The sequence below is a fragment of the Pseudomonas fulva NBRC 16637 = DSM 17717 genome (genome assembly GCF_000730565.1).
Lineage (GTDB): Bacteria > Pseudomonadota > Gammaproteobacteria > Pseudomonadales > Pseudomonadaceae > Aquipseudomonas > Aquipseudomonas fulva.
Map to the genome: position 1 here is coordinate 1 of NZ_BBIQ01000007.1, position 25,378 is coordinate 25,378.

20 protein-coding genes are annotated in these 25,378 nt (G+C 61.8%); 1 reads left to right on the forward strand and 19 read right to left on the reverse strand.

The window, feature by feature from the left end; all coding sequences use genetic code 11:
• The 19 genes from PFU01S_RS09105 to PFU01S_RS09195 all read right to left on the reverse strand — a co-directional run.
• On the reverse strand, positions 1-186 hold a 186-nt coding region (locus PFU01S_RS09105), incomplete at its 3' end, for a hypothetical protein (RefSeq protein WP_042139396.1).
• A 36-nt stretch (positions 187-222) separates the two neighbouring features.
• Positions 223-1,077, reverse strand: a complete 855-nt coding sequence (locus PFU01S_RS09110) for a hypothetical protein (protein WP_028687578.1) — start codon at positions 1,075-1,077, stop codon at positions 223-225.
• Positions 1,077-2,198 carry a hypothetical protein gene (locus PFU01S_RS22620; RefSeq protein WP_042139398.1) on the reverse strand — a complete coding sequence of 374 codons (1,122 nt, stop codon included), beginning with the start codon at positions 2,196-2,198 and terminating at the stop codon, positions 1,077-1,079. The genes PFU01S_RS09110 and PFU01S_RS22620 overlap by 1 nt, the downstream gene beginning before the upstream one ends.
• 11 nt (positions 2,199-2,209) lie before the next feature.
• On the reverse strand, positions 2,210-2,464 hold the full coding sequence (locus PFU01S_RS09120) for a PAAR domain-containing protein (RefSeq protein ID WP_028687577.1): 255 nt from the start codon (positions 2,462-2,464) through the stop codon (positions 2,210-2,212).
• Between the two features lie 35 nt (positions 2,465-2,499).
• Positions 2,500-3,594: a type VI secretion system protein TssA gene (tssA, locus tag PFU01S_RS09125; RefSeq protein WP_028687576.1), complete on the reverse strand. Its 1,095-nt coding sequence runs from the start codon at positions 3,592-3,594 to the stop codon at positions 2,500-2,502.
• 101 nt (positions 3,595-3,695) lie between these two features.
• Positions 3,696-4,214 (reverse strand): Hcp family type VI secretion system effector, encoded by a 519-nt coding sequence (locus PFU01S_RS09130; protein ID WP_028687575.1) that lies wholly within the window; start codon positions 4,212-4,214, stop codon positions 3,696-3,698.
• Between the two features lie 108 nt (positions 4,215-4,322).
• The gene (gene tssM, locus PFU01S_RS09135; RefSeq protein WP_028687574.1) at positions 4,323-6,815 is read right to left on the reverse strand and encodes a type VI secretion system membrane subunit TssM; all 2,493 of its coding nucleotides are present in this window, start codon (positions 6,813-6,815) and stop codon (positions 4,323-4,325) included.
• Positions 6,815-7,735, reverse strand: coding sequence for a type VI secretion system-associated protein TagF (tagF, locus tag PFU01S_RS09140; protein ID WP_028687573.1), 921 nt, complete (start codon positions 7,733-7,735; stop codon positions 6,815-6,817). Before tagF ends, tssM begins: the two co-directional genes overlap by 1 nt.
• Before the next feature lie 34 nt (positions 7,736-7,769).
• Positions 7,770-11,681, reverse strand: coding sequence for a type VI secretion protein IcmF/TssM N-terminal domain-containing protein (locus PFU01S_RS09145; RefSeq protein WP_028687572.1), 3,912 nt, complete (start codon positions 11,679-11,681; stop codon positions 7,770-7,772).
• A 21-nt stretch (positions 11,682-11,702) separates the two neighbouring features.
• A complete protein-coding gene (icmH, locus tag PFU01S_RS09150) occupies positions 11,703-12,416 on the reverse strand; it encodes a type IVB secretion system protein IcmH/DotU (RefSeq protein WP_028687571.1) in 714 nt (237 codons plus the stop codon).
• On the reverse strand, positions 12,413-13,756 hold the full coding sequence (tssK, locus tag PFU01S_RS09155; RefSeq protein ID WP_028687570.1) for a type VI secretion system baseplate subunit TssK: 1,344 nt from the start codon (positions 13,754-13,756) through the stop codon (positions 12,413-12,415). The genes icmH and tssK overlap by 4 nt, the downstream gene beginning before the upstream one ends.
• Complete coding sequence (gene tssJ / locus PFU01S_RS09160; protein ID WP_028687569.1) at positions 13,753-14,475, reverse strand: type VI secretion system lipoprotein TssJ; 723 nt, start codon at positions 14,473-14,475, stop codon at positions 13,753-13,755. Before tssJ ends, tssK begins: the two co-directional genes overlap by 4 nt.
• 74 nt (positions 14,476-14,549) lie before the next feature.
• A complete protein-coding gene (gene tssH, locus PFU01S_RS09165; RefSeq protein WP_028687568.1) occupies positions 14,550-17,147 on the reverse strand; it encodes a type VI secretion system ATPase TssH in 2,598 nt (865 codons plus the stop codon).
• A complete protein-coding gene (gene tssG / locus PFU01S_RS09170) occupies positions 17,144-18,214 on the reverse strand; it encodes a type VI secretion system baseplate subunit TssG (protein ID WP_028687567.1) in 1,071 nt (356 codons plus the stop codon). The genes tssH and tssG overlap by 4 nt, the downstream gene beginning before the upstream one ends.
• A complete protein-coding gene (tssF, locus tag PFU01S_RS09175) occupies positions 18,178-20,010 on the reverse strand; it encodes a type VI secretion system baseplate subunit TssF (protein ID WP_028687566.1) in 1,833 nt (610 codons plus the stop codon). The genes tssG and tssF overlap by 37 nt, the downstream gene beginning before the upstream one ends.
• A complete protein-coding gene (tssE, locus tag PFU01S_RS09180) occupies positions 20,010-20,492 on the reverse strand; it encodes a type VI secretion system baseplate subunit TssE (protein ID WP_028687565.1) in 483 nt (160 codons plus the stop codon). The genes tssF and tssE overlap by 1 nt, the downstream gene beginning before the upstream one ends.
• A 32-nt stretch (positions 20,493-20,524) precedes the next feature.
• Entirely contained in the window at positions 20,525-22,027 is a 1,503-nt protein-coding gene (gene tssC / locus PFU01S_RS09185) for a type VI secretion system contractile sheath large subunit (RefSeq protein WP_028687564.1), read from the reverse strand.
• Between the two features lie 14 nt (positions 22,028-22,041).
• Entirely contained in the window at positions 22,042-22,575 is a 534-nt protein-coding gene (tssB, locus tag PFU01S_RS09190; protein WP_028687563.1) for a type VI secretion system contractile sheath small subunit, read from the reverse strand.
• 64 nt (positions 22,576-22,639) lie between these two features.
• Positions 22,640-23,389 (reverse strand): hypothetical protein, encoded by a 750-nt coding sequence (locus tag PFU01S_RS09195; RefSeq protein WP_028687562.1) that lies wholly within the window; start codon positions 23,387-23,389, stop codon positions 22,640-22,642.
• Between the two features lie 628 nt (positions 23,390-24,017).
• On the opposite strand from PFU01S_RS09195, the gene PFU01S_RS09200 reads away from it, so the two are divergent.
• A complete protein-coding gene (locus PFU01S_RS09200; RefSeq protein WP_028687561.1) occupies positions 24,018-25,226 on the forward strand; it encodes an MFS transporter in 1,209 nt (402 codons plus the stop codon).
• The last annotated feature ends 152 nt before the right edge of the window (positions 25,227-25,378 follow it).

A 25,378-nucleotide genomic window follows, 5' to 3' on the forward strand; every position in this document is an offset into this window, starting at 1 on the left:
ACCGATGAGTTTTTCCGGGTCGTACTCGGTGTCCTGCACCAACACATCGAGGGTGTAGCGCGGGGTGCGGCCGACGCGCTCGACGCCGTAGGCGCGCAAGGCTTGCAGCTGATCGGCCCCTAACGGGGTGGTCAGTTGCAGCAGACGGCCGCTTTGCGAAAGCGGGGTGCCGAAGGTCAGGTCCATGACACAGTGTCTCCTGAGTGGGGGCTGATCGGGTGGTTATTCCAGGGCCTTGATGGGCGGGTCCTGGTAGTCCTCATCGATGGCGATGCCCATTTTTTTCAGGCGTGCCCCGGTTTGGGCGCGTTCCTGGGCCATGCGTTTGAGTTCGGCGGGGAGGAGGGTTGACCAATGCTCACGGTCATCGCCTTCGAAGTAGTCTTTGTAGAATTCACTTTCTGACTCGAACTCCAACGTGAACAGGTAAGAAGCTTTCTTCTCGGGCACAATCTCACTATCCCAACGCAGTACACGGAGCACCAGGTAGACGCCGTCCTTTTGCAAATACCAATTGCTCAATGTCCGCTTCGACAACCACGCTTCCTGGGTCAACCTCAATTCAGGATCATTCCAAGGCCCTGTGCCCACGGGTTTATCCAAGACGTAGTAAGGTTTGAATTTCTGGGCTTCGGTGCCTGGTATACGGGCTTCATCTTGAAGGATGAATCGACGCCAGCCTTCTGCTCGCAATTTGTCGAGCAATTGGGCGTGATACATCATAGCTTCAGTGTGCTCGGCATCCGTTTTCACACCGCCTAACGTTACGTTGGCGCTAGTCACAATATCGCTTTCAAATGTAGTTAGCTTTGTGCTGACTACGTCGTCAAACTTTAAGCTGCCTGCGTCAGAAACCATTTCCAGGTCCGCTCGAAGGGGCTCGCTGAAAGCCAAGGAGTACTTGTACATGCATAGCCCTACCATGCAGTCCTTCTGAAACTGCACAGATGAGCCCGAGAAGGCATTCTCGACAGGCGCGTCCAGTTCGAATCGTATGGAGGGCTTTTCCACATTCGTGTTCGAGTCCCCACACCCGGCAAGCGGCAGGAAAAATGCACAACTGGCGTATTTGATCATCAAACGCCCTCGCTCGGTCGCTGCTCGGCAACCACCGCCTGCAACGGCCCCAGCAACCAGCCTTGGGTCTGTGTCGATGCATGCCGATCCATCACCAGCACTGCACCTTCCAGGCTGTTGGCCGCTTGCAACGCCAGCGCCAGCGCACTCATTTCGCTGATACCCGGCGCGTATTCACCCGCCAGCAGGGCATGGCCGATCACGTGTTGCTGCATGTCGCAGTCGGGCAGGTGGGTGTAGAGCAACTGGTACAGGTGCTCCAGGCGGTTGTCGTCGTGGTGGCCGTCAGTAACCAGGCCTTTCACGTCGGTCAAGGCAATGCCGGCCTGTTCGCACAGCTGCTCGCTCACCTGCTCCAGGCCACCGCAGCCTTTGCGCGGCAACAGCGCCCGAGGCCCATGGGCGTGGTTCACCGCAGGGTGCAGCTGCCAGCGCGCATTGCCCTCGGGGTTGGCCAGGTCGATGCGTTGCAGGTTGAGCACCGCGATCGCTTCACCGGCCATGCGTTCGCCTTTCACGCTCCCCGCGCGGTCCACCGTGGCCCAGCTGTCGATGCCGATGCACAGCAGGTTGGCGGCTTCCAGCTCGTTGCACTGGGCCCACGGCAGCCAGGTGGCGAAGGTCTGGCCGGGGGCGCTAAAACCGTGGCCGGGCAAGTAGTCGAACGGCCAAACTTCGAGCAGTGCATCCAGCCAGGGGTCGGCGTCGATGCCGGTGGGGGCGAACACCACCACTTGGGTCTGGTCCCAGTCCAGGCCGCCAGCGAAGTCGTGCCATTGGCCGAGCATGGCCTGCAGCAGCTGCAGGGCCCTGGGCAGAATCCTGACTTCGGCACGCGCGCTGCCCGCGCGAATACGCCGCACGGTATGACGGTGGCCGGCCGGGGTGACCAGCCGCGGGTCGTGCTCGAAGTCGGCGTTTACCCTGCCCAGCGCCTTGCCTGCCTTGGCGTCGGCCGGGCTCAGGTTAGGCAGCCACACCCAGGCATCACTAAGGCCGATGCGGGTGGTGTCGTACTCGGCGCGCGGGCGTGGTGGGGGTGCCAGGCGCTGTGCTTGCTCGCGGCGCTCGCCGATCACGTCCCACAACGAACGATGGCCCTGGGCGAAGGGTTTCAACATGCTGGCAGTCCTTACAGTATTCCGGTGTCGCTGTTGGTGGCGATCAGGCTGGAGCCGCAGGCGGTCTTGTCGCCATGGCGGGCCACCGGCATGCCGTCGACCAGGGTGGAGGTGTCGCCGCTGGCGATCACGCAGGCGCCGTGCAGGCACATCACCTTGTCGCCGAGCCTGGCCACGGCGCGGCCGTTGACCAGGGTCGATGAGGAGGCCTGCACAACCATGCCGCCGCGGTCGGTAGGGTCGTTCAAAAGAATGATCGGACGCATGTCGAAACTCCTTTTCAGCCGGCTAGGACCACAAATCAGTCACGAGGTTGCAGGGTGCCGAGCACATCGCGAATGCCATCAACCACGCTGCTGTCCTTGATCACATCGTTGAGCCAGGATTCCAGCGGCATGTTGCCCCACTTGATGGCACGTTCCACCAGGTAGGGCACCGGGCTGTGCGGTTCTGTCTGCTTGAAGAACTGCGCCACGCCCTGGAGCAAGGTGAAGGCTTCTTCACGGTTCAGCGGTACGGTTCGCAACGGGGCACTGTGGCTAAGCTGTGCAGCGGCCGGGGCCGTACCGGCTGCTGCCGGCAGTTCGGGCTGTGCTGCTTCTTCGGCTGACGCTCCTGGAGCGGGTGCCAACTCTACACCGCGCTCCTTGAGTAGGCGTTCCACCAGTTGTCGGGCCTGCACAAGCACGTCGTTGAGGGGCAGAAAGCTCGGCGCGTCATGGCCGAACGCATTATCGGCTGTGGTCTGCAGTTGCTGGCAGGCGCCCAGGCATTCACTGATTTGCGCGTGCAAAACGTGCAGGTGCTCGGTATCGGTCATCACCACCGAGCGTTGGAAGAGTTCGGCGTTGATCTTGCCATCTTCCAGTGCCTGGTGCATGGCCGAGGGGTTTTGCCGGGCCAGGTTCTCGACCTGGCGCGACTCTTCATACTTGAGCAGGCTGTAGCCTTGCCCTTGGGTGATCGGCAGGGTGCGGACCACCTCGGTCAGCGTAGTGGTCAACCACGCCAGGCGGGTAGCACGCTCGTCTTCACCCTCGTCGAGGGAGGGGTAGAGCGTGTCCCAGAAATCTTCCAGCAGGGCTTGCGCCACCGCCAAGGAAAAACGGATGCCCGGAAACTGCTTCCTGTGAGCCAGGCCTTCACTCAGCCAGGCCACCAGCATCAGGTCCTTGCTGTGCTCGGTGATACCGACGGCAGCCAGCTGGATCACCTGCTCCCAGTCGGCCTGCTTGAGGTCAGTCTGCCAGTCGCCCTGGGTCAGGTATTCGGGATCGGCGCGTCGCGCTTCCTTGATCTGATCGAACAAGCTGGAAAAACTCAGGTCCTCGCCGGCGCCACCGTCAATCGGAGTACGCAGGGCAGACAGCGAAAGGTCGTCGAGAATGTCGTGCATGGACGGCTCTGTGTGCGAAGGTGAAAGGAAGGTCACCGTGCCCTTGCAGGCACGAGACCCCCTGGCGAGCTGGCCATTATCGGCGCCAGCTCAGGTTAGGCTCAGGAGTAGACCTTGTTCAGCGAACGGTCCCAACCGCCAGTAACCTTGCCGCCACCGGCGCCATCGGAACGCTTCTGCTGGGTGTAGGTGGTCTTGATGCGCGAGAAGTTGAACTTGATCTCCTCCATCGGCAAGTCGCTTTCAGCCTTGGCTTCGCCGTCCAGCGGCAGGTTGCCGAGGAAGTTGACCGAGGAGATCACGACTTCTTCCAGGGTGATGGTCAGGTAAGTCACCTTGTCACCACCGGCACGGTTCACGTTCAGCACCACTTCCTTGATGTGCTGGCCTTTGCAGCACGCTTCGAAGGCCTTGGCAGAGGCTTTGTCGACGTACTTGCGGATGGTGAAATCGCTCAGATTGACACGTTCGGACGAAGCGCCACCGGAGGAGCTGGCGGTCGCCGAGGTCGCCTGGGTAGCGCCATACTGGTAGCCCAGTACTTCGATCCAGTCCTTGTGCTTGTCATCCAGAGCTTCGCCTGGGATGCCGTCAATCTTGAGGTAAGCGTCAAATGCCATGTCTACATTTCTCCATAGGTATAAAGGGCTTCCTTGATCCAGTACCTGGACCTGCCCTGATTGTGACGCCTGCAGACCCGCCGCAGGCGTCGTGTTGAGACCGGGCATTCAATCAAGTGCCCGGACCTCGATCTCTACACGCCTGTTAGGTTCCAGGCACTGAATCAGTTCGGCGCGCGGCGCTTGCATGTTGCAGCGCACCAAGGGTTTGTCGCTGCCTGCGCCCACGGCATCGACCAGTTCCGCTGGCAGGCCCTTGCCCACCAAGTAGGTCTTGATGGTCTGCGCCCGTTGCCGGGACACCTGCAGGTTGCTCTGGCGATCGCCGATCTGATCGGCATGGCCGGTGATCACGATCTTGCCAACATTGGGTGTGTTCAGCAGTTTGTTGGCGATGCTGCTGAGCTGTCGCTGGCCGGCGGTTTGCAAGCTTTGGAAGTCGGCGCGGCCAAAAGCGAACAAGGTGTCGGACTCCAGCGTGATGGTTTCGATGGCACGCAGCGAACGGGTCAGCAGGCTGTTGATGTAGTTGCGCGAGCTGGACACCAGGAACGCGTTATTGAGGATGCGCGGCACGTCCGGCTCGCGGATCTGGTCGCTGTAGAAGGCGATCTGGCGCCCGGCGAACTGGTAGTCCTCACCCTCGCCGGAAGCCTGTGCCGACTGCCCGGCCGGGCGCGGCACCTGTTTGTAGATAGCCGGGTACCAATAATCTGGGATGCGTACCTTGAGCACTGCCGGCTGGGCCTGTTCACGCTGGGCCTTGGACAGCATCAGGTAGGTATCGAGGGTGGTCTGGCCGAAGGTGGCTACCGACTGCGCGCGGTTGTCCACCGGCAGGGCCCGAGGCTCAACGCTGTCGATACCGCTCACGGTCTCGAGGCGTGGGGCGTTGCGCTGATAGATCTTGATGCTGCTGAGCAGGTACAGCGAACGGGTCAGATTGTCGGCGGTGGGCTTGAGCATCACCTTTTCCAGCTGAGCGAAATATGCCTGGCGCACGAACGGCTCGATGTCATGGCCGCGGTACAGGCCCATGCGCATGGCCAGTGGCACGCCATCGGTGCGGTGGCGGGCATACAGCTCGGCAGCGGCCTGGCGCAACTGGTCCAGGCTGTTCCAGGCGGTGTATTGCCGGGGAGCGGCAGCATCCTGCTGGCGGGCGCTGTCGAGGTTGGCAGCCACGGCTTGGATCGCTGCCTTGTTGTTGCTGTAAGACCAGCCCCAGGCTGCGCACAGTAACAGGCCGGCCAGGCTCGCAGCCCCCACCCATGCCGCTTTGCGGCGGTGCTCGCGGCGGTTGCTGGTGTACAGCGCCACCAGGTGCTGGTCGGGGATGATCACCTTGCGGAACAGGCTGGCGATGAACAGCGGCTCGGTCTGGCTGTCGGCTGCTGCGTCGTTGCCCGGTGCAGCCAGGGCGAAGCGGTCGCGCACATGGCTGGCATAGCGGCCGTGGGCTGGTTCGTCGGCATCCAGGGCGCTGGTGAAATAGAAACCACGCAGCAGCTCGGCACTCTGGTAGGGGTTGGCCCGCAGCAGGTCAGCGACGAAGGCGTTGAGCAGCGGCTTGAGCGCTGCCAGCTCCAGCGGCAAGCGGTAGGCGGCCGGGTCACGACGGGTCAGCTGGATGTCCTGTTGCAGCAGCTGATGGTCTGCCAGTGCCTGCCAGTGGCCGACCAGTTCGTTCATGGCCGCGGCAAAGCGCGTGCCCCAGTCTGACTGCTCGAAACCCTCGTGGCTGAACGTCTTGCCCATCACTTCGTCACGTAAGTGCGCATCCAGCTGACGGTAAAAGTGGGTAAAGCCCGGCAGCAGGTCGCACTTGGTGAACACCAGGTAGATCGGCAAGCGCAATTCCAGCAGCTCGTGGGCCTCTTGAATGCGCTCGCGCAGGCGCTTGGCCAGGCGTTCGCGGCCATCGGCACCGGCGTGCAGGATGTCTTCGATGCTGACCGCGACGATCAGGCCATTGAGCGGGCGACGCTGGCGATGTTGGCGCAGCAGGCCGAGGAAGGCGCGCCACTTGCCGGCTTCTTCCTGGTTGTTCATATAGCGGCCGGCAGTGTCGAGCAGCACGGCTTCGGAGCTGAAGAACCAGTCACAGTTGCGTGTGCCGCCAAGGCCCGCGACCCGGGCACCTTCGCGCTCGGCGTACGGGAACGTTAGGCCGGACTGGTAGAGCATGGTGCTTTTGCCCGAAGCCGGCTGGCCGATCACCAGATACCAAGGCAAGGCGTACAGCGCATCTTTGTTAGCACCGCCTTTGCTGCTGCCTTGTAGGCGCTCGATGCTCTGCAGCAGGCGCTCGCGCAGCAGGCTGATTTCCTCGCGGTCTTGTGGATTGGCGTTGAGCACCGCCTGGTCGGCATCCTCTCGCAGCAATGCCTGCAGGTCATGGTGCTGGGATACGCCGCGGTACATCAGCAATACATACAGGGCAGACAGCAGCACGAACACGCCGATGCCGGCCAGCAGGCTGGCGAGCGAGGCAAAACCCAGCGCCATGCCTGTCGTCCAGACTAGGAAGATGGCCAGGAAAAACACCACACCCAGCACGTAAGGCTGATATTTGAAGAAATAGTACTTGAGCCTGTTCATCAATACTGTTCGTCCCGCGCGCTGGCAAAGCGCGCTATGAAATCGTTCAGGGCCAGGTCATCGGCCGGCAGTGTCAGGGGGCTGCCGCTCGATGGGTACGGCAAAGGGTCCAGCAGGTCATGCCGTTCGCTGGAATCGGCAATGCCGGTCAGCAGCCGGTAAACCTCATCACTGCCACGGGAGGCAAAGCACAGCAGCCCAGGGCGCATGAAGTTGTCCACCAGCACGCTGACGTCGGGCATGCCGGCGCTGCCGCGCAGGTGCGACAGCAGCGTGCACCAGAGGTCCGCCATGGGGCGTTTGAGGCCGCTCTGGGCCGGCAGCGGCAGGCAGATTGGCGCCGTGTGCGCCTGCTGCAGGGCGGTGCGCAGACGATACAGGCTGGCCATCCCGGCTTGGGTGTCGAACTCCGGGTAGCTGTGGCGCAGCGCACGGGCCACGTCGCGCAGGTTGAAGTCGTGAAGGAACTTCTCGTGCACCCGGCGATACAGGTCAAGGTCCCGGGCGGTCCAGCCGCGCATGGCTTTGATCTGCCCGAACAGCTCGGCCATATCGGCACCCTGGGCGGCCTGCATGAGCAACGGCTTGATCTGCCCTGCGAACAGCTCACAAAGAATATGCGGGCTGACGAAGCGCGCATCGTGGTCCATGCGTATGCTCTGGAACACCATGAATGGGTAGCGTCGACCACTGGTATCGCGTGAACTGATGAAGCCACCGAGCAGCCATTGCCCGGTGCGGGTGCGGTAGCAGAAGAAGCACACCGGCAGAGCATCGAAGCGTTCGCGCCAGTCGGCCTGTGGCTGCATGCGACCCAGGGCGTTTTGCAGCCACAGGTCGAATTCGCAAACCTCCGGCAAGGCGCCGTTAAGGCTGACGAAGTCGGCACTGGCTGGGACTTTGCCGAAACATCCAATCATTGGCCAGGTATCCCTGTCAGGGTACGGTTTAGCATCAGTTCACCCGCGCACTGTCGTTGAGCACGCTGAGTGCCTTGACCTGAGCCAGGTCGGTCATCTTCACACCGCCGTAGTTGCGTACCACCAGGCTTACCGGGCCGGCCACCGATTGCCAGGTGAAACGCTGCTGCACGGTGTCCAAGTCGATGACCCGGGCACTGTCGTTCATCTTCAGCAAGCCCCAGCGGCCAGGGTAGTCGAACACGTTGATGCGCTGGCCTTCCAGGGTGACAACGTCAAGGCGCGCACCCGGGCTACTGTTGCTACCGGGCCAAGCGAAGCGGTTCCAGCTGGTACGGCCGTTGCGGTAGTGCTGCTCCTGGCCATCCAGGGTGAAAATGATGTCGGTGTAGCGCGCCGATGGCTCAAGCATGATCTCAAAGCCATTTTCACGGTCCGAGAGGCTGGCGATCACCTGGCCGACGGAGCTTGCCTTGTCGATGCTGTCGACCATTTTCGTATTTACCAGCGGGCTATTGCTCTTGCCAGTGCCCATGCCGAGGCCTTCGCCACCGGCCAGGTTGCCAATTTCATTGCGCTTGAAGGCTGGTAGCAGGCCGCTCTCGGGGTCTACGAAGCGTTGCAGGTCCTTGACCGAGGCTTCGTTATTGCTATCGGCGACAATCGGGTAACGGTGCGCCATGACTTGCTGCCATGGGCGCGCTACCTCCTGCGCCCAGGCTTTGGCGATCTGTTGCCCGGCCGGATCGCGCAGGGTTTCCCAAGTGTACTGCAGCGGCGAGTTGAACAAGCGCAGCAGGGCGCCGGACAGCTTGCCGGCCGAGGTGTCGACGCTGGTCTCGACATAGTTGCGTACAAGGGTGACTTCCGAGGGCTGGCCCTCAAGGGTTTCGCTGATCAGCAGCTTGCTGTTCTTACCTACATCCTGCGAGCGCTGAATGTTACTCAGACGCACCTTGAGCTTGCGCAGCGCGGCCAGGTAACGGTCCATCACGGTGCTGTCGGCACCTTCTGCATTCTGCGCGGCGAACAGACGCGAGACCGGTTCGAAGCGCTTGGCCAGGCTGCCGTCACCAACACGTGGCAGTTGCGTCACGACGTTTTCCACCGTGGCGCCCTGGCTGCTGAACGCACCTTTGATGCTGCCCCAGAAGCTGTCTTCAGCCGCGCTGGCCGAGGTGGTGGACGCTTGCGTTGGCTGGTCCCAGTCGGTGTTATGGTTGACGGCGGCCAGCAGGCTCTTCACGGGTGAGTTCTGCACGTCGCTAAGCACCGCCAGGCGCTCGTTGGCGTTGGCCATGTCGGTAAAGTGGCGCACGCCAACACCTTCGAGCAGGTTGAGCCAGGCTTCGGCGTAGTCAGCCTTGTAGCGGGCCAGCAGCTCGCGCATGAAGTTGGCCTTCTGCACCAGCCCGTTGCCGCCTTCGCCGTCGAGCACCCAGTCGCTATCATTGCGCAGGTCACCCGAGAGTAGCTTGATCAGCTCTGGCTGCACGTATTCTTCCCACCCCTGACGGGTGTAGAAGGCCGGCACGGCTTCGGCGGAGAACAGCTGGTTGCGACCGCTGGCCGGTACCATGTCGGCCAACGTCAGGTTCGGATACTGGCGGCCGGACTCCAGCTGCAGGCGCAGATACTCACGGTCGACCAGTGAACTGGCGATCATGAACGAACGCAGGCTCTGGCGGGCGTCGCTGACCAGTTGTTCGTTGCGGCGCAGGGCGGGCGCTGTGCCCTGTTGCAGGTAGCGCACGTATAGCGCGCTGTTGGCTTCAACGAGCGCCGGGTCTGCCTCATGGCCCTGGGCCTGCGCGGCCTGGGCCCAGGCGCGCGGCAGCTCGGCGGCGACGAAATCGGCATCCGGGTGTTCTTGCGGGCGGGTCAGGATCAGGTACAGCTTCAGCGCGCTGTAGGCTTCGATCACCGATGCCACCTGCTGCTCACTGAGGCGTCCGAGGCTGTCTTCGGACAGCGAGAGGCCGGCGGTCAGGGCGGTGTCTTCAGACGGGTCGGCGCTGGACACTGAACGGGCCTTTTCATGCAGCGCATCGAGGGCGCGGCGGCGGCCGTCCTGACCGGCTTCGCTGGCGGCGGCTTGCACCTGGCCCGCCAGTTGCGCGCCACTGCGCGGAACCTGGGTCGTCAGTGCTGCAGCGGCCGGTGCCTTGAATACCTTGACGCCTTTGCCTGGCGCAGCATCCGCTGCCTGGGCCTTCGACGCGCGGCGCTTGCCGGTGTCGGCCAGTGGTGTGCGGTCGACAGTTTCGGCGAACTGGTTGAGCGCACGCAGCTGCACTTGCAGTTGCTTGCCGATTGGCTCCAGGGCCTGGGTGCGCAGTTGCTGCAGGTAGGCCTGGCGCAGCGGGCTGAGCAGTTCCGCGCCGCTGTACAGGCCGGCGCCCAATGCCAGCGGTACACCCTCGCTGTCGTAGCCTTCAAACTGCCCGAGATAATGGCGCAGCTGTTCCATGGCTTGCCCGGATGCCAGGCGCTCGGCCTGGTCGGGGGCCTGTTCCAGTTCGCTCAGCTCGCTACCGATGCTGGCCAGTACCTGGCGGTTGTTGTGAAATGACACGCCTTCCCAGGCCAGCAGGGCGACGCCGGCGAGCGCCGCAGCGCCGGCCAGAGCCGGGGTGATGGCGCGGGTACGGCCCTTGCGCGAGTAGTACAGGCTAAGGTTGCGGTCGGGGAACACTACCTGGCGGAAGGTTTCGGTGATGAAGAAGCTCTTGTCGCCGATCTTGTTGGTCGATTTGTTTGACGGCGGGCGTTCGCTGGCTTGCAGGGCATAATGGGCGCCCAGCGCGTCTTCGTAGACCGGTGGCAGCTGTTCGTCGGTCTGCAGCGCGCTGGTGAAATACACTCCCCGCACGATCGGTGGGGTGCGGCCGTCGGCAGTGCGCTCGAACTGTTCGAGGAATCCACCCAGCACACTCGACAGCTCGGCGAAGTAGCTGGGAAACTGCAGCAGTTCGACGTTGGCCGTGTTGCCGCCGGCTATCAGCTGGTGGTCGACGTGCTCGCGCACGCTACCTAGCAGTTGAGCGAAGCGGGCTTCGGCAACGCTGCGCAGGCCTTTGTTGCGCACCTCGGCAAGCGGGAAGGTCATGCCCAGCGGTTGTTGGCGTTGGACATTGTCCAGGCCCTCGAAGGTCTGGTTGAAGCCCGGCAGCAGGTCGGTCTTGCTGAGCACCAGGTACAGCGGCGGGTTAACGCCCAGGCACTCGCTGTATTCGTCGATGCGGCTGACCAGGCGCGCTGCCAGAGCTTCACGCTCGGTCACAGTGGCGCAGATGATTTCCGGCAGGCTCACCACCAGCACCAAGCCGTTCACCGCAGGCTTGCTGCGCTGTTTGCGCAACAGCTTGAGGAACGAGGCGAACTCGTTGGCCGAGGCGTCATCGCGCAGGTAGCGGCCAGCGGTGTCGATCAGCACCGCTTCGGGGCTGAAGTACCAGTCGCAGTGCTGAGTGCCGCTATCGAGGCCGCTGGCCTGAGCTCCGGCGATTGAGGCCGAGAGCCCGGAGCGGGTCAGCAGCGAGGTCTTGCCCGAAGCCGACATGCCCATTACCAGGTACCAAGGCAGGTCCGACAGCGCCGAGGCACCACCCCCCCCGGCCGAGCGCGCCGAGCGCAACATGGCGATGGCGTGCTTGAGGCGTTCGCGCAGTACGTGCTGATCGCGGAACTCGCCTTCGGCGCCTAGTGAGCGGTCGACTTCCAGCTGCACCAAGCTCTCGATGTTCTGCTCGGCGCGGATACGGCGGTACTGGCGCAACACGATCAGCAGCAGACACACAGCGCTGAACAGCGTCATTGCCACATACACCTGTTCAGGCGTGAACTGCCAGCGCGGCAGGGCAAACCAGCAGCTCAGTAGACCGATCGCCCAGACCAGTGCCAAGGCAAACCAGAAATTTTTCAAACAGCGCAGTAGTGCTTTCATGTCTTCCTGACCGTACTCGAGTTAAACGCCGAACAGCCGGCGGACCTGCTCCGCCAACGCGGCGACTTCCTTGCCTAGCAACCAATCAAGGGTCAGGTAGACCGCCCCGCATACCAGCGCGATGAGTACCAGGTACAGCCACAGTGGCACTTCATAGCGCAGCATCTGCGACACTTGGTCTGGCAGCGCCCATTGCGGTTCCAGGGCCTTGCGTGGCGCGTGGTGACGGGCGATGTCCTGGCCTAGGGTATTGGCGATGTAGCGCAGCTGGTCTTTCTGCTCAAGGCTGTACTTGCCTTCGAAGCCCAGGGCCAGGCACAGGTGGTAAACCTCAAGCACGTCGAGGTTGCGCTTTACGTCGGTACGCAAGGCCTCCAACTTGTCGAAAAAGCCCTGGCCGGCCAGGTGCACGCCGAAGTACTGGAACTGCAGCGGGTTGATCTCAAGTTGATTACGGATTTCACTGGGGCCGGCGTTCAGCACGCTTTCGTCGAGGAAGGCGCAAAGCGCGTACTGCACGTCCTTGACTTGCTCGACGCTGTAGTTTGCACGGCGTGCATCGCGCTCCAGGGCTGGGAAGAACTCGTCGACACCTGCACGCAAGCGTTGCACATCGACCACCTTGTTGCCGCGGCGGATCATCAGCGCCATGGTCAGGAAGTCCTTGACCATGTCCTTGAGGGTGGAGGGTTGTTCGACGGCGGTCACGCCGCCCGGCATTACGGCAACAGTCATTTGAGCACCGCCATCAGTTCGAGCTTGAGGTTCTTGAAGGCACTGGGGACGTAGAAGGCGATGGCGTGGGCGCTCATCATGCGTTCATACACCCGTCCGTGGGGTTCGATCGCGAAGTACTGGTTGTCCAGGCGCACCGGAATCGCATTGGGCGTGCGTACGCAGTGGTTGAGGGTAGCCCCCGGCATGGCCGTGTTGACCACCACCTCGATGTCTTCCGGGGACCCGATCTTGAAGGCCCTCGGTACCAGCTCAAGCACCTGAGCACCGGGCATGTCGGCGTGCACCGAGATGTAGAAGTCGGCGTCGACCAGGCGCGGGTCGTTGAGGCGGCCGACATAATAGGACGAACGGGTCTGGTCCAGTGGAATCGGGATGTACTGGTTTGGCACAACGCTATTGAGCAGTTCGCGTACCAGACGGTCGAGCTTGAGCAGCGAAGCGGCCGGGTCCTGGTGGTCGTAGGCCGGGATGTCGTCCAGACGAGCATTGAGCGAGAAGGTCAGCAGGCTGCCGGCCAGTTCGGCGAGGAAGCGATACAGCTGTTCCGGGTGCAGGCGCGGGTGCTGGAGCAGGTGCGCAAGGCCCGGGTGAGCACGGTTGACGGTGTACAACAGCCAGAACAGGCTGACGTCGCTTGAGCCGAACTCCGCGATCTGGTCGGCGCGTTCGCGGCGACGCCCGGACAACGTCTCGCTCTTGCTCTGTAGCAGGGCGAGCAACCGCTGGGCGATGGTCAGCAGGGTTTCATGTGCGCCCAGGTGCAAGGCCGGGTGGACGAACTGGCTGTCGACGCTAAACGCGTTGACGTTATTGCGCTGCAGGTGCAGCAGCGGGCAGTAGCTGTAGCCATCCAGTGCGTCGCCATCGACCAGCAGCACCACGTTCAGGCGCAGGCTGGTGATTTCGTTTTCCAGGTCGCCTTCGTTGAGGTCGGGCAAGGTCGCGAACGCTTTGCGGTAGCGGCGGGCTCCCTGGCGTTCGGCGCCATCTTCCAGGTAGTTGGCACTGTAGGGTTCAGCCAGCTTGAGTGCGGCATACACCTTAAGGCCCGCGCCTCGTGACACGTCCTTGAGGTCGCGCGCCGCCGGCAGCGGGTCATGTTGCGGGGCGTCGAACACCGAACCATCGGGAAACACCATGTGCAGACGGTTGAGCTGCAGCACGCCACTGCTCAGCGCTTGTTCATCGACTTCGAGTGTCTGCACACCCCAATGGAAAGGCGATGAACGCAAGGTTGCCTGAGCCAGCTGGTGCTGGTGAAACTCGTCCTGATACTGGAAGTGCTGGGGCAGGAGGAACATGCCTTCCGACCACATCACACGGCTCTTGTTGCTCATTGGATACCTTCCAGTGCTGAATCGAACACGTTGGTCATGGCTTTCTTGGCCGATTGCTCGGCTGCATCGCCAGCGGCCCGCTGGGCGGCGTCCAGCGCCTTGGCCTGCAGTTGCTGGCCGACGGTAGGCTCTGTTTCCAGCGGCTGTGCCGGCTGCTGGGTGGCGACGGCTTGCTGGGCCGGGAGCTGGAGCACATCCTGGCCGCGTTCGGCGGTGATCTGGTTGAGGTTGAGCAGCACCCGACCGCCCTCGGGCGAGAAGAAGATGCCGTCCTTGCGGAAGGCGTCGGCATTGAAAGCCATCTTCCAACGCCCACCGCTTTCGTCACGGAAAAAAGCGGCCACGGCGACATAGCGCGCCTGCTTGGCCAACGGCCACCCCTGGACGTTGCCAATACCCGGTAGCACAACGGTTTCGCGGGTATCGAGCACAGTCTCGCCCAGCGCTTGCTCAGGGTGGTCGAGCAGGGTGTCGGCATCGCTGGCGATGAATCGATCAAGGCTGGTGAGCTGGTAGACGCGCGCCACCACCGACAATGGGGTACCGGTCACGTCCGGGTTCAGCTGATTGCCACCGTCGATGATCAGGACCACTTTTTCGTCGCTGCTGAACAGCATGTCGCCTGCCCAGGTGTCGTCGACGCGCTTGCCAACGCGGTCAGTAATGCCGCAGGCGCCAAGCGCCGAGGCCATGATCAGTACACCCAGTATCCTGCCCATCGTCCTGCTCCTGAAAACTTGCTCTGGCAGCGCCCGGTGCGCTGCTGATGGTCCTTGCTTCAACGTCCGCACCTTCACGCCAGGCTGTAGGCGAAGCCGCCGGCTTCATCCAGGTCGATGCGCAAGCTGGTGATCGGCTGATCTGCGGCCATGCGTGCCAGTACTTGTTCAGCCAGCTCCGGCATGAGGCTGCCCGAGAGGATGTTGTCGATGTTGCGCGCACCGCTGTCGACCTCAGTGCAGCGTGCCGCAATCGCTGGCACCAGCGCCGGGCTGAAGTGCAGTTGGGCCTGGTGATTGCGCTCGAAACGCTGACGGATGCGCTCCAGCTTTAGGCCGACGATGCGCTCCAGGATGGCGTCCTGCACCGGGTAGTAGGGGACGATGCTCAGGCGGCCAAGAAAAGCAGGCTTGAACACGCCATTGAGCTGGTCACGCAGGTCGTCTACCAGCTGTGCCGGTGCCGGTACCTGGTCGGCGCCCAGGCAGGTACGCATGATGTGTTCGGTACCGACGTTGGAGGTCAAGATGATCACAGTGTTGCGGAAGTTGATCTCGCGCCCTTCGCCGTCGTCCAGTACGCCTTTGTCGAATACCTGGAAGAACAGTTCGAGCACGTCCGGGTGAGCTTTTTCCACCTCGTCGAGCAGCACAACACTGTAAGGCTTGCGCCGTACCGCTTCGGTCAGCACGCCCCCTTCGCCGTAGCCGACATAGCCGGGTGGCGACCCCTTGAGGCTGGAGACGGTGTGCGCTTCCTGGTACTCCGACATATTGATGGTGATGACATTGCGCTCGCCGCCGTACAGAGTATCGGCCAGGGCCAGCGCGGTCTCGGTTTTGCCGACGCCGCTGGGGCCAAGCAGCAGGAATACGCCAATCGGCTTGTTCGGATCTTCCATGCGCGCCCGGGAAATCTTGATGCGCTTGCCGATTTCATGCAGGGCATGATCCTGGCCCAGAACACGTTCGGCCATCAGCGCAGGCAGACGTTGCACGGTGTCGATCTCGTCGCGCAGCATCTTGCCCAGGGGGATGCCGGTCCAGCCCGAAATCACTTCACCGATGGTGGCGCCATCGACCAGCGCATGGATCAGCGGTTCTTCGCCTTGGACATCGGCCAGCTGCTCCCGCAGTTCGGCCAGTGCGGCGCGGTTATCGCTGTCGCTGTCTTGGCTCAAGGCATGAATCTGCTTGACCAGTTCCAACTCGTGCTGCCATTGCTGTTCCAGCCGTTGCTGGCGCTGGCCAGCCTGCTCGATCTGTTCGCGCAGCTGCCCAAGGCGGCGTTGGTGGTCGCTGCCCTTGCTCTGTTCCTGCTCCAGCAGGTCGATTTCGGTACGCAGGTTATCGACCAGGCGCAGGCAGTCTTCAACGCGGCCGGGCTGCGAGGTCTGCCCCAGAGCGACCCGGGCGCAGGCCGTATCGAGTACGCTGACTGCCTTGTCCGGCAGTTGCCGGCCGGTGATGTAGCGGCTGGACAGGCGTACCGCCTGCACGAGTGCGTCGTCCATCACTGCCACCCGATGGTGGCTCTGCATCTTCTCCAGCAGCCCGCGCAGCATGTAGATGGCCTGGTCTTCTTCAGGCTCTTCGACCTTGACCACCTGGAAGCGGCGGGCGAGGGCAGCGTCCTTCTCGAAGTACTTCTTGTACTCGGCCCACGTGGTCGCGGCGATGGTGCGCAGCTCGCCCCGCGCCAGTGCCGGCTTGAGCAGGTTGGCGGCATCGTTCTGCCCGGCCTGGCCGCCGGAGCCGATCAGGGTATGGGCTTCGTCGATGAACAGGATGATCGGGTGCACGCTGCGCTTGGTTTCCTCGATCACCGATTTCAGGCGGTTCTCGAACTCGCCCTTGATGCCTGCACCGGCTTGCAGCAAGCCTAAATCGAGGGTGTGGATGGCCACCCCCTTAAGCGGCTCTGGCACGTCGCCCTCGGCGACACGCAGTGCCAGTCCTTCGACCACAGCGGTCTTGCCGACACCGGCCTCACCCGTGAGGATCGGGTTGTTCTGGCGCCGACGAGTAAGAATGTCGACCATCTGCCGCACCTCGAATTCGCGACCCAACACCGGGTCGATCCGACCTTCGCGGGCATTGCGGGTCAGGTCGACGGTGTATTGGTCAAGCGCTGGGGTCTTGCCCGCGCCGCGCAGCGGGGCAGGAGCGCTGCTGTCGGCCGGCAAGGCTGTGGCCTGCTGGGCTTCGCCGCTGGCGCTGGTCAAGACCTGGAGGTTGGCTCGCAGGTCGTCGACATTGATCTTGTCCAGCTCAGCTGCGCTGGCCAGCAGCAAACGCCGTAAATCGGCGTCGTCGAGCAGGGCCAGCAGCAGGTAGCTGCTGCGGATCTGGCTGGTGCCATATTCGATCGAGGCCAGCACCCAGGCGCGCTCGATCAACTGAGTGATGTGTGGCGACAGCGCCGGGGTGCGGGTATTACCGGTCTTGAAGCCCTGCAAGGCATCGGCCAGCTGTGACTGTAGGCGCTCGACCACCACATCATAGTGGCGCAGCACCGGCCGCAGGTCGTTGTCATCGCCCTCAAGCAGTTGCAGCAGGACGTGCTCGATATCCACTTCATAGTGACGCTCGGCCAGACATAGCGCGGCGGCGCTTTCCGTGGCGCTGCGGCAGGTGTCGTTGAGCTTGGCAAACAGTGACTTAAGGTTCACAGCGAGACCCCATCATAAGGAATACTAAAAATGCCGCAGCGCGCGGGTCCGACCTGGCTGCCAGGGCGTTTGAGCCAGCCCAGCCAGCCCAACGCCACTCCCCCTTTACGCCCCAGTCGGGCTACCGGCACGGCGTCGGGCTTGAGCTGGGGAGTCAGCTCGAAGTCGAGGCTGGGACCCAGGTAAAAACGCACCAGCTCCACCAGCTTGTGGTAGTCCTGGGTGCCGGGCAGAAAACGCTCGTAGTCGGCAAGATCCAGCGGGCCGATTACGATCCGTACGCACGACTGGTAGTCCCACACGCGATTGCCGATCACGCTGCTCAGCCCCAGCTGGGCGTTCTGCCGTCCCAGACGCGTGCACTGCTCAGGTTTGAGCTTGAGCCAGCGCCCGGCAAATGGGCGCAGGGTGAACGGCAGGGCGAAGTAGAAGCTGAGCATCGCTTGCAGGTTCTGCGGGTTGCGCGGGCGCTGGGTGAACAAACCGGCGAAGTAGCTGAACAGTTCATGGCGCAGGCTCGAATCGCTGCTTGCAAACTTGCGCTGACGGGCCTGCTCGCCAAATCCCACCATGCTCAGCAGGTAGCGCTCGAAGTCCGAACTGCCTTTGCGTTCGTGCTCGATGTGGAATTTGTATTTCTGCCAGGCTTGGTAAAACTGCGCGACCATGCGATGGGAGAACAGGTCCATGAATGCGTGCGCGGCATCGTCGCGGTGCTGGATGTGGCGGTTGATCAGCAGCTCGGTGTACGGCCGTGGCAGCACCCCGGACGGGCCGACCAGGCCCATGAAGGTGACCTGGACCTCCGACAGCGGTTGATCGTTTGCGTTTGTGCGTTCGGCGCGCTCGAACTTCAGGTCGCTGACTTCGCTGACCGGGAAGGCCAGCGACAGCTGCGAACGGAAGCGCAGCGGGTCGTCATGCGGCCGGGTTTCCGGGTCGATACGTCCCGCTCTGCTGTAGTGCAGGCGCAGCAGCCGCACCAGTTGGAAAAATTCGAACCGGTAGGGCTGGGCACGCGCCTGGTCGATCAGACCAGTGGCTGATCGCCGGTTCTGGGTGGCCATTGTACGATTCTCTTTTCCCGCTGGCGGGTGCGTAGGGTCAGTTGGGTGAAGCTGTTGACGGTGCAATATTGGCCAAAGAAGTGGTCCAGGATCTTGCCAAACAGGAACACCCCGCTGCCGATGTACTGGCTTTCGTCGAGTTCCAGGGTGATGCCCACGCCACGCACGAAGTTTGGGCGGGGGTGGCCTATGCGGGCGACGACCGGTTCGCTCTTGATCGACAGGATCCCGCCGATCTGCTTACGTACGGCCAGGCCGCGGCGGTAGTTATAAAGGCTGAGCATTTCCTGCAGCACTTCCTTGCCCTGCGCCACCAGCGACATATGGTTCAGCGACAGGTGCGAGATCAGCCGCCAGATCAGGCCGTCACCCAGTGGCACGCGCGCGGTGGCGGTGGGCTTGCGCAACAGGCGGATGGTGTCGACCACGCTGTCCTGGTCCAGGCTCAGGTCACTCTGGCTGCCGCCATAGCTGAGCAGTTGCGGCAGATCGCGGTTGCTGCAGGTTAGGGCGAGGCTGAGGGTATCGCTGCTGCTGTCGATCAGGTCCAGTTCCCGGTCCACCACACGTATCACCATGTCCGTGCCGCTCTGGCTGCCACGCCGTGACGGCTGGCGACGGCCGATCCAGTAGCAGGCATCCGAGCCGAGGTCGCCGCGGGGTTCGAAGAACGGGTTGCAGTCGCTGACCTTGTCCCGCCCGCCGAGCTTGCGCACGCGCTGCACACGGTCGATTGACACCACTTCGGCGTTTCCCTGCAGTCGCACATCCGGTGTGACGGGGTATTCATGCTGGGTGTGGCTCAGCTTTATAGGTTCGGCCTGCTGCTTGAACAGGTTGATGATCGGTGTGCAGCCAAGTTTGAAGTTGTGTCGCCCCAGATTCTGCGCCAGCCGAGAGAGGCGCTCGCCGAGCTCGAAGTGAGAGAAGTAGAAGTTCAGCGCGATGGTCTGCGCGTCACGACCAGCCAGGGCACGCTTGAGCCCGCCAATGTCGAAGAACATGAACTTGTCGGGGAATGTGAAGTAGTCGTGCAGCAGGCGGTAACCGGCGAACGAGCGCGCCGAGTAGTCCACCAGGCCGTCATCCTGCTCGAAACCGACGGCCTGCAAGGCATCGGCTGGCAGACCGATTTCCCGGCGCTGGCCGTTTTCGATGAAGCTGACGGTGGCCTTGGCCAGGTTGTTGAATAGCAGCTCGTACAGCTGCAGCATCAGTGTGCTTTCACCGTCGAGGAAGAAACGGAGCGAATGAATGTCGAGCTGGCCGAAATGCAGGTCGGTGGTGGCTACCAAGCCGATCTTCAGGTGCGCTACGAGGTCACTGCTGTGGCCGTTGAACACAGAACGTTCAAGCTCGCTGAATGAGGCCTCCTGCACGGTCACGGGCCAGAGTTGCACGGGGTAGCATGTGCGGAACCTGCAGGCAACGCCATCGACACTGCGTGAAGCGACTTCGGTATGACGGGCGATGTCGTAGCGCGCCACCAATTGCGAACGGTTGCCGGCGGAAAATTCGGCAATTGACAGCGCCGGGGTCGGGCGCAGGTAATGCGGGTACAGCACCTCAAGGAAGGCTTCGACAATTTCGGGAAACTCGTCATCGAGCTTCTTGTGGATGCGCGCGGAAAGGAACGAAAACGCTTCGATCAGGCGTTCGGTATGAGGGTCTTCACAGTTGTCTCCCTCGATCAGCAGGCGCGAGGCGATTTTCGGGTACTCGCGGGCAAACTCCTGGCCGAGAAAGCGCAGGTGCGAGAGTTCCTTTTCATAGTAGGGCAGCAGATCGTCGAGCATCAGTTGAGGTTCTGCACTTTGTATTCTTGGGTATTGATCTGCAGTACGGCGTCGAACGAGACCTGGCGGGTGGCATCCTGCAGGTGCAACACGGCATCGACCCGGAAGGTCAGCATGCGGTGGCCCACTTGTTGGGTCATGAGTTGTACGCGTACGGCACGAAAGCGCTTGTCCCCGACGGTGATGGCACGTTCAAGCTGGGCCTGAATCAGGCGCCGGTCCTCGGGGTTGAGCACGCCCTTGCTGGTGAAGTCGGGCATGCCATATTCCAGAATGGTGCCAGCCAGTTGTCCATGGCCGCCGAGACGTTCGGCGACCATGCACTGACGCGTGTTGACTAGCACTTCCAGGTCGCGGATCAGGCTGGCCTTGTATTCGGCCAGGGAGCACAACCGCCTGGAAACCGCCTCGCTTGCTTGATGAGGAGTGTCATCAAGCAAGCGATCCAACAGTGTTGGCACTAATTGATAGTTACGGCTCATGGGTGAATTACGCCTTCCTGGCTCGTATTCGATCAGCTGCGGGTAGACTGCGGCAGTTCGGCCACCAGTCGCAGCGAGGCGGTCAATTCGTCGAGCTGGTAATGCGGGCGCAGGAACGCCACGGCTTTGTAGGCACCTGGCTTGCCCGGCACCTCGACCACTTCGACGCTGGCTTCGCGCAGCGGGAATTTGGCCTTGGCTTCCTGGCTAGCGGTGTCGTCTAGCAGCACGTAGTCGGCCAGCCATTCGTTGAGGAACGACTCGACATCCTTGCGCGAGGCAAAGCTGCCGATCTTGTCGCGCATGATCGCCTTCATATAGTGAGCGATGCGCGAGGTAGCGAAGATGTACTGCAGCTGCGCCGAGAGCCGTGCGTTGGCATTGGCGATATCAGTGTTGTACTGCTTCTGCTTCTGGGTCGACTGGGTGCCGAAGAACGCGGCGTAGTCGGTCCCCTTGCAGTGCACCAGGGGGATGAAGCCCAGGTCCGACAATTCTTTCTCGCGACGGTCCGTGATGGCGATTTCAGTCGGGCATTTGAGCGCGATTTCACCGTCGTCGGTCTTGAAGGTGTGGGTTGGCAGGCCTTCGACCAGGCCGCCGCCTTCCACGCCCCGGATCGCCACGCACCAGCCGTAGCGGGAGAAGGCATCGGTCACGCGAGTGCCTAGGGCGTAGGCGGCGTTCATCCACAGGTATTTGTTGTGGTCGCGGCCATCGACGCTTTCGACGAAGTTGAACTCATCCACGGGCACTGTATCTGGGCCGTAGGGCAGGCGACCGAGCACGTGCGGTAGGGTGAGGCCGACGTAACGTGAGTCCTCAGATGCACGGAACGACTTCCACTTGGCGTATTCGACGGTGTCGAAGATCTTCGCCAGGTCGCGCGGGCCGGACATGTCGGTGAACGAGTCCCAGCCGAACAGCTCCGGCGATGCTGCAGAAATGAACGGAGCGTGGGCGGCTGCGGCGACGTGGGAGATTTCTTCGAGCAGATACATGTCTTCGGGGCTGCGAGTAAACTCGTAGTCACCTACCAGCATACCGAAGGGTGCACCACCGAAGGTGCCGTACTCTTCTTCGTAGATTTTCTTGAACAACGCGCTCTGGTCGAATTCGGAAGCAGCCTTGAGGTCGCGTACCAGATCTTTCTTCGAGGCGTTGAGCAACTGGATCTTCAGCGTGGTGCTGGTCTCTGTCTGGTCAACCTGGTATTTCAGGCCGCGCCAGGAGGCCTCGAGCTGCTGGAACTCGCTGGCGTGCATGATCTCGTTCATCTGCTCAGACAGCATCGCATCGATCTCAGCGATACGTGCATCGAGCACGGCGATCAGGTCCTTGCTGGGGGTCAGTTCGCCCTCAAGTACCTGACCGACCAGTTCGCCGATCAGGTCGCGGGTGCGGCTGCGCTCGGTTTCCGAACGGGCCACGCGGCTTTCGGAAATGATGCTGTCGAGCAGGGATGCTTTGGGCGCGAAGTTCTCGACTTCGACCAGATCGGATTCCTGTTGGGACAACGCTTGCTTGTCGGTCATCGTCTGGCTCCTGCTTACTCGTTGCCTTTGTCGACAGATACGGCGGCTTCGCGCCCGAATTCCTTGCCGAGGGTTTTCAGCTTCTCAGTGTTCTGCAGTACGTCCATGAGCAGCTCTTCGAGCTTGTCGTTGCCGCCCATCTTGTTGCGCAGGTCGGCCAGCTTGTTACGCACTTCCAACAGCTTGCGCAGTGGCTCGACCTGCTTGACCACGTTCTGTGGCTCGAAGTCTTCGAGGGTGTTGAAGTTGAGTTCGACGCCCAGTTGCGTGCCGTTCTTGGCCAATGTGTTGTCGACGCGGTAGGTCAGGCGTGGCTTGATGCCCTTGAGCACACCGTTGAAGTTATCGCGGTCGATGAAAACGAACTTGCGGTCCTTGAGCTTAGGCAGCGGCTCCAGCGGGTTGCCGGAGAAGTCGCCCAACACACCGACGACGAAGGGCAGCTCCTTTTTTTCGAGCGCATCGCCGATGTCCACGTCGTAGGTGATATGGACCCGAGGTGCGCGGACGCGGTCGAGTTTGTGCTGGGTGCTTTCCTTCTTCGCCATCGTGTTCTCCAGTGCGAGCAATTCGCTGCGAATCATTGCGCCGCCCTTGCAGGGCGCTGGCGCGTTACAGTCCTTCGATCGTCAGCAGCAGGCGCTGACGGATTTCGTCGTTCATTTCCAGAATATTGTCGCGGCCCACCAGTTCTTCGAAGCTGGTGCTTCCGGCGATCTGCGTGCTGCTACGGATGACCGAATCGTCAGGAAGTACCGAGCGCACCGGGGAGCTGATAACGCAGAACGGCAGGTCGCCAAAGCCCTTGAAGCGTTCGAAGCTCAGGCCGTAGCGTAGGCCTTCGAACAACCGGCCGAGGCCTGGCGACTTGCTCAGGCAGTAGAACAAAACCAGGTAGTGCACCACGAAGCGGTACAGCTCGGCGCTGCTGCGGTTAGGGTCTTTAATGACGTTGCGAAACTGCGTCAGGTCGAAGGCGTGAAAGCCCACCACCCAGCGCGTCGGGCTGGTGATGCGGATGACCTGGCCGCTTTGTTCGAGAACCCTGTCGTATTCCAACGGGAACAATTCGGGGGTGGTACTGATCAGGTTCAGCGGGACTTCCAGCTCGCTGACCAACTGGAACGGCGGGGCCGAGCCAATGCGCTCGTAAAGTTCGATCAACGACTGGAAATGGCCCTGGGTTTCGCGCCCACTGCTGCGCTGGGCGCCTTGCAGGTATTCGCCAAACAGGGTTTGCGGACGGATCAGCGGTGCCACAGTGGCAAGGTAATCCGCCGCCTGCGCCTTCAGCGCATCGGAGATCGCCCGCGTCTGGCTACGCAGCTTGATCAGTGCTTCGACATCGAATGTCTGTGTCATCGGTACATCGTCCATGAACCTGTTTGATCGTCCTGAAACGCCAATGGCGTGGACCTGAAATCGCGCCATTAGGCTGCGGCAGAATCGAGTGCTGGCACATGAATATCGTGTTGCCAGCAATGCCGACTAGGGCACCTTACTGCGGAAGAAGTTCCGGCTAGGGGCGCGATTTTTCCTCTCTTTAGCCAGCTTGCGCAATAATGGCTTAACGCCATACATGCAAGCTCCCAGGTACGGGAAATGGGGCTTTGACCCCCTGAGTCAGGGGCAATAAGGGGCTAGAAGGCAGGGAAAAATTGTCGCGAAAGGTTTTTTGCAAAAAGTGAACCCTGTCTCATTTCGTGCTGGCTAGAACATTCGGGACTGCCAGTTTCCATAATGGCCAGAGAGCGGAGTGCGCTATACGATTGAGGGTTTTTTGCACTTTCGACACACGCGTCTGGATAGGCTCGTCTGTTGAGTAGATTTGTGGTCTGGCGAGGACTGCTGTGAGCGTTCACGTGAAATCTGACGCGATGATGGGTTTACATTCAGTGCGTATGATAATAGTGTTTTAATCATACGCAGTGTATGTGGTCTTGCATCGGAGCATGACCACGCAAGAAATTTTCGATAAGGAGAGTCGGATATTTTGGGTACCTATCGTGAGCTGTTCCGGGCTAGCGGCACCAAGGGCTTTGCCCTTGCGGGCCTCTTGGCGCGACTTCCACTGCCTATGACGGGGATTGGCATCATTACCATGCTGTCCCAAATAACCGGCAGCTATGGCCTAGCGGGTGCCGTGGCAGCTACCTTTGTCCTGACATATGCACTTATGTCGCCACAGATCTCGCGCTTGGTCGACCGCCACGGCCAGCGTCGGGTGTTGCCAGCTGCCGCTGCGTTCAGCGTACTGGGCATCCTCTGGCTGCTGGCTTGCAGCTACTGGCGACTGGCGGAGTGGACGCTGTTCGTCGGCGCCGCGCTTGCCGGCTTCATGCCGAGCATGTCCGCGATGGTGCGCGCGCGCTGGACCACAATCTACCGAGGCAAGTCGCAATTGCAGACTGCCTATTCTCTTGAAACGGTTCTCGACGAGGTCACGTTCATCGCCGGACCACCGATTTCGGTAGGTCTGAGCGTGGCGGTACTGCCGCAGGCCGGGCCATTGGCTGCCGCTGTGCTCTTGGCCATCGGCGTACTCGCCTTGGCGATACAAGTCAGCACCGAACCGCCTGTCGAAGCACACGATGTAGCCGGGCAGGGCAGCGATTCGGTGTTCAGACTGGCTGACGTGCGTCTGCTGGCTTTGCTGATGGTCGCCATGGGCGTAATCGTGGGTACCGTCGACATCGTGAGCGTGGCCTTCGCCGAGCAGATGGGCATGCCTGCCGCAGCCAGTTTGGTGCTGTCGTGCTATGCCATCGGTTCTTGCGCCGCCGGGCTGATGTTCGGGGCACTGAAACTCGAGACACCGCTACACAAACTGCTGCTGCTAGGCGGCCTGGCTACCGCAGCGACAACGTTGCCGCTGCTGCTGGCGGGAAACATCATCGAGCTGGCTGGCGCCGTATTGGTCGCGGGCCTGTTTTTTGCCCCAACCATGATCGTGGCAATGTCGCTGGTCGAACGCATCGTGCCCGAACGTAAGCTCACCGAAGGGATGACCTGGCTGCTCGCCGGCTTGAACGTTGGTGTGGCCGGGGGCGCCGCGGCATCGGGTCAGGTGGTCGATGCGTTGGGCGCCAAGGCCGGATTCAACGTCGCCTTGGCCGCAGGGGCCGCTGTCCTTCTGGTCGCGCTATGGAGCTTCCAGCGCATGCGCGTCCGGGCTCAGCAGGCCTCATTTTCGGTTTGAATGTCTTCATGCTAGCAGTTTGAGGCCTGCCATCGGTCAAGTCGGCGCGCGGCTAGGCTAAAGGCTTGAATGAGCCCAGTCTGTCCAGGACAATTCGTGCTATCAGCCTGCATACGTTTACACCCGATCATGCCATTGGCGAGAAGGAATAG

What these genes read in the sequence shown, in the direction of transcription:
- tssG (WP_028687567.1), bottom strand. Translation starts at nt 18,214, where the DNA reads ATGGCCACCCAGAACCGGCGATCAGCCACTGGTCTGATCGACCAGGCG.
- tssA (WP_028687576.1), bottom strand. Translation starts at nt 3,594, where the DNA reads ATGCACGACATTCTCGACGACCTTTCGCTGTCTGCCCTGCGTACTCCG.
- PFU01S_RS09120 (WP_028687577.1), bottom strand. Translation starts at nt 2,464, where the DNA reads ATGCGTCCGATCATTCTTTTGAACGACCCTACCGACCGCGGCGGCATG.
- PFU01S_RS09195 (WP_028687562.1), bottom strand. Translation starts at nt 23,389, where the DNA reads ATGACACAGACATTCGATGTCGAAGCACTGATCAAGCTGCGTAGCCAG.
- icmH (WP_028687571.1), bottom strand. Translation starts at nt 12,416, where the DNA reads ATGACTGTTGCCGTAATGCCGGGCGGCGTGACCGCCGTCGAACAACCC.
- tssB (WP_028687563.1), bottom strand. Translation starts at nt 22,575, where the DNA reads ATGGCGAAGAAGGAAAGCACCCAGCACAAACTCGACCGCGTCCGCGCA.
- tssK (WP_028687570.1), bottom strand. Translation starts at nt 13,756, where the DNA reads ATGAGCAACAAGAGCCGTGTGATGTGGTCGGAAGGCATGTTCCTCCTG.
- tssE (WP_028687565.1), bottom strand. Translation starts at nt 20,492, where the DNA reads ATGAGCCGTAACTATCAATTAGTGCCAACACTGTTGGATCGCTTGCTT.
- tagF (WP_028687573.1), bottom strand. Translation starts at nt 7,735, where the DNA reads ATGATTGGATGTTTCGGCAAAGTCCCAGCCAGTGCCGACTTCGTCAGC.
- PFU01S_RS22620 (WP_042139398.1), bottom strand. Translation starts at nt 2,198, where the DNA reads ATGTTGAAACCCTTCGCCCAGGGCCATCGTTCGTTGTGGGACGTGATC.
- tssJ (WP_028687569.1), bottom strand. Translation starts at nt 14,475, where the DNA reads ATGGGCAGGATACTGGGTGTACTGATCATGGCCTCGGCGCTTGGCGCC.
- PFU01S_RS09110 (WP_028687578.1), bottom strand. Translation starts at nt 1,077, where the DNA reads ATGATCAAATACGCCAGTTGTGCATTTTTCCTGCCGCTTGCCGGGTGT.
- PFU01S_RS09145 (WP_028687572.1), bottom strand. Translation starts at nt 11,681, where the DNA reads ATGAAAGCACTACTGCGCTGTTTGAAAAATTTCTGGTTTGCCTTGGCA.
- tssC (WP_028687564.1), bottom strand. Translation starts at nt 22,027, where the DNA reads ATGACCGACAAGCAAGCGTTGTCCCAACAGGAATCCGATCTGGTCGAA.
- PFU01S_RS09130 (WP_028687575.1), bottom strand. Translation starts at nt 4,214, where the DNA reads ATGGCATTTGACGCTTACCTCAAGATTGACGGCATCCCAGGCGAAGCT.
- tssF (WP_028687566.1), bottom strand. Translation starts at nt 20,010, where the DNA reads ATGCTCGACGATCTGCTGCCCTACTATGAAAAGGAACTCTCGCACCTG.
- tssM (WP_028687574.1), bottom strand. Translation starts at nt 6,815, where the DNA reads ATGAACAGGCTCAAGTACTATTTCTTCAAATATCAGCCTTACGTGCTG.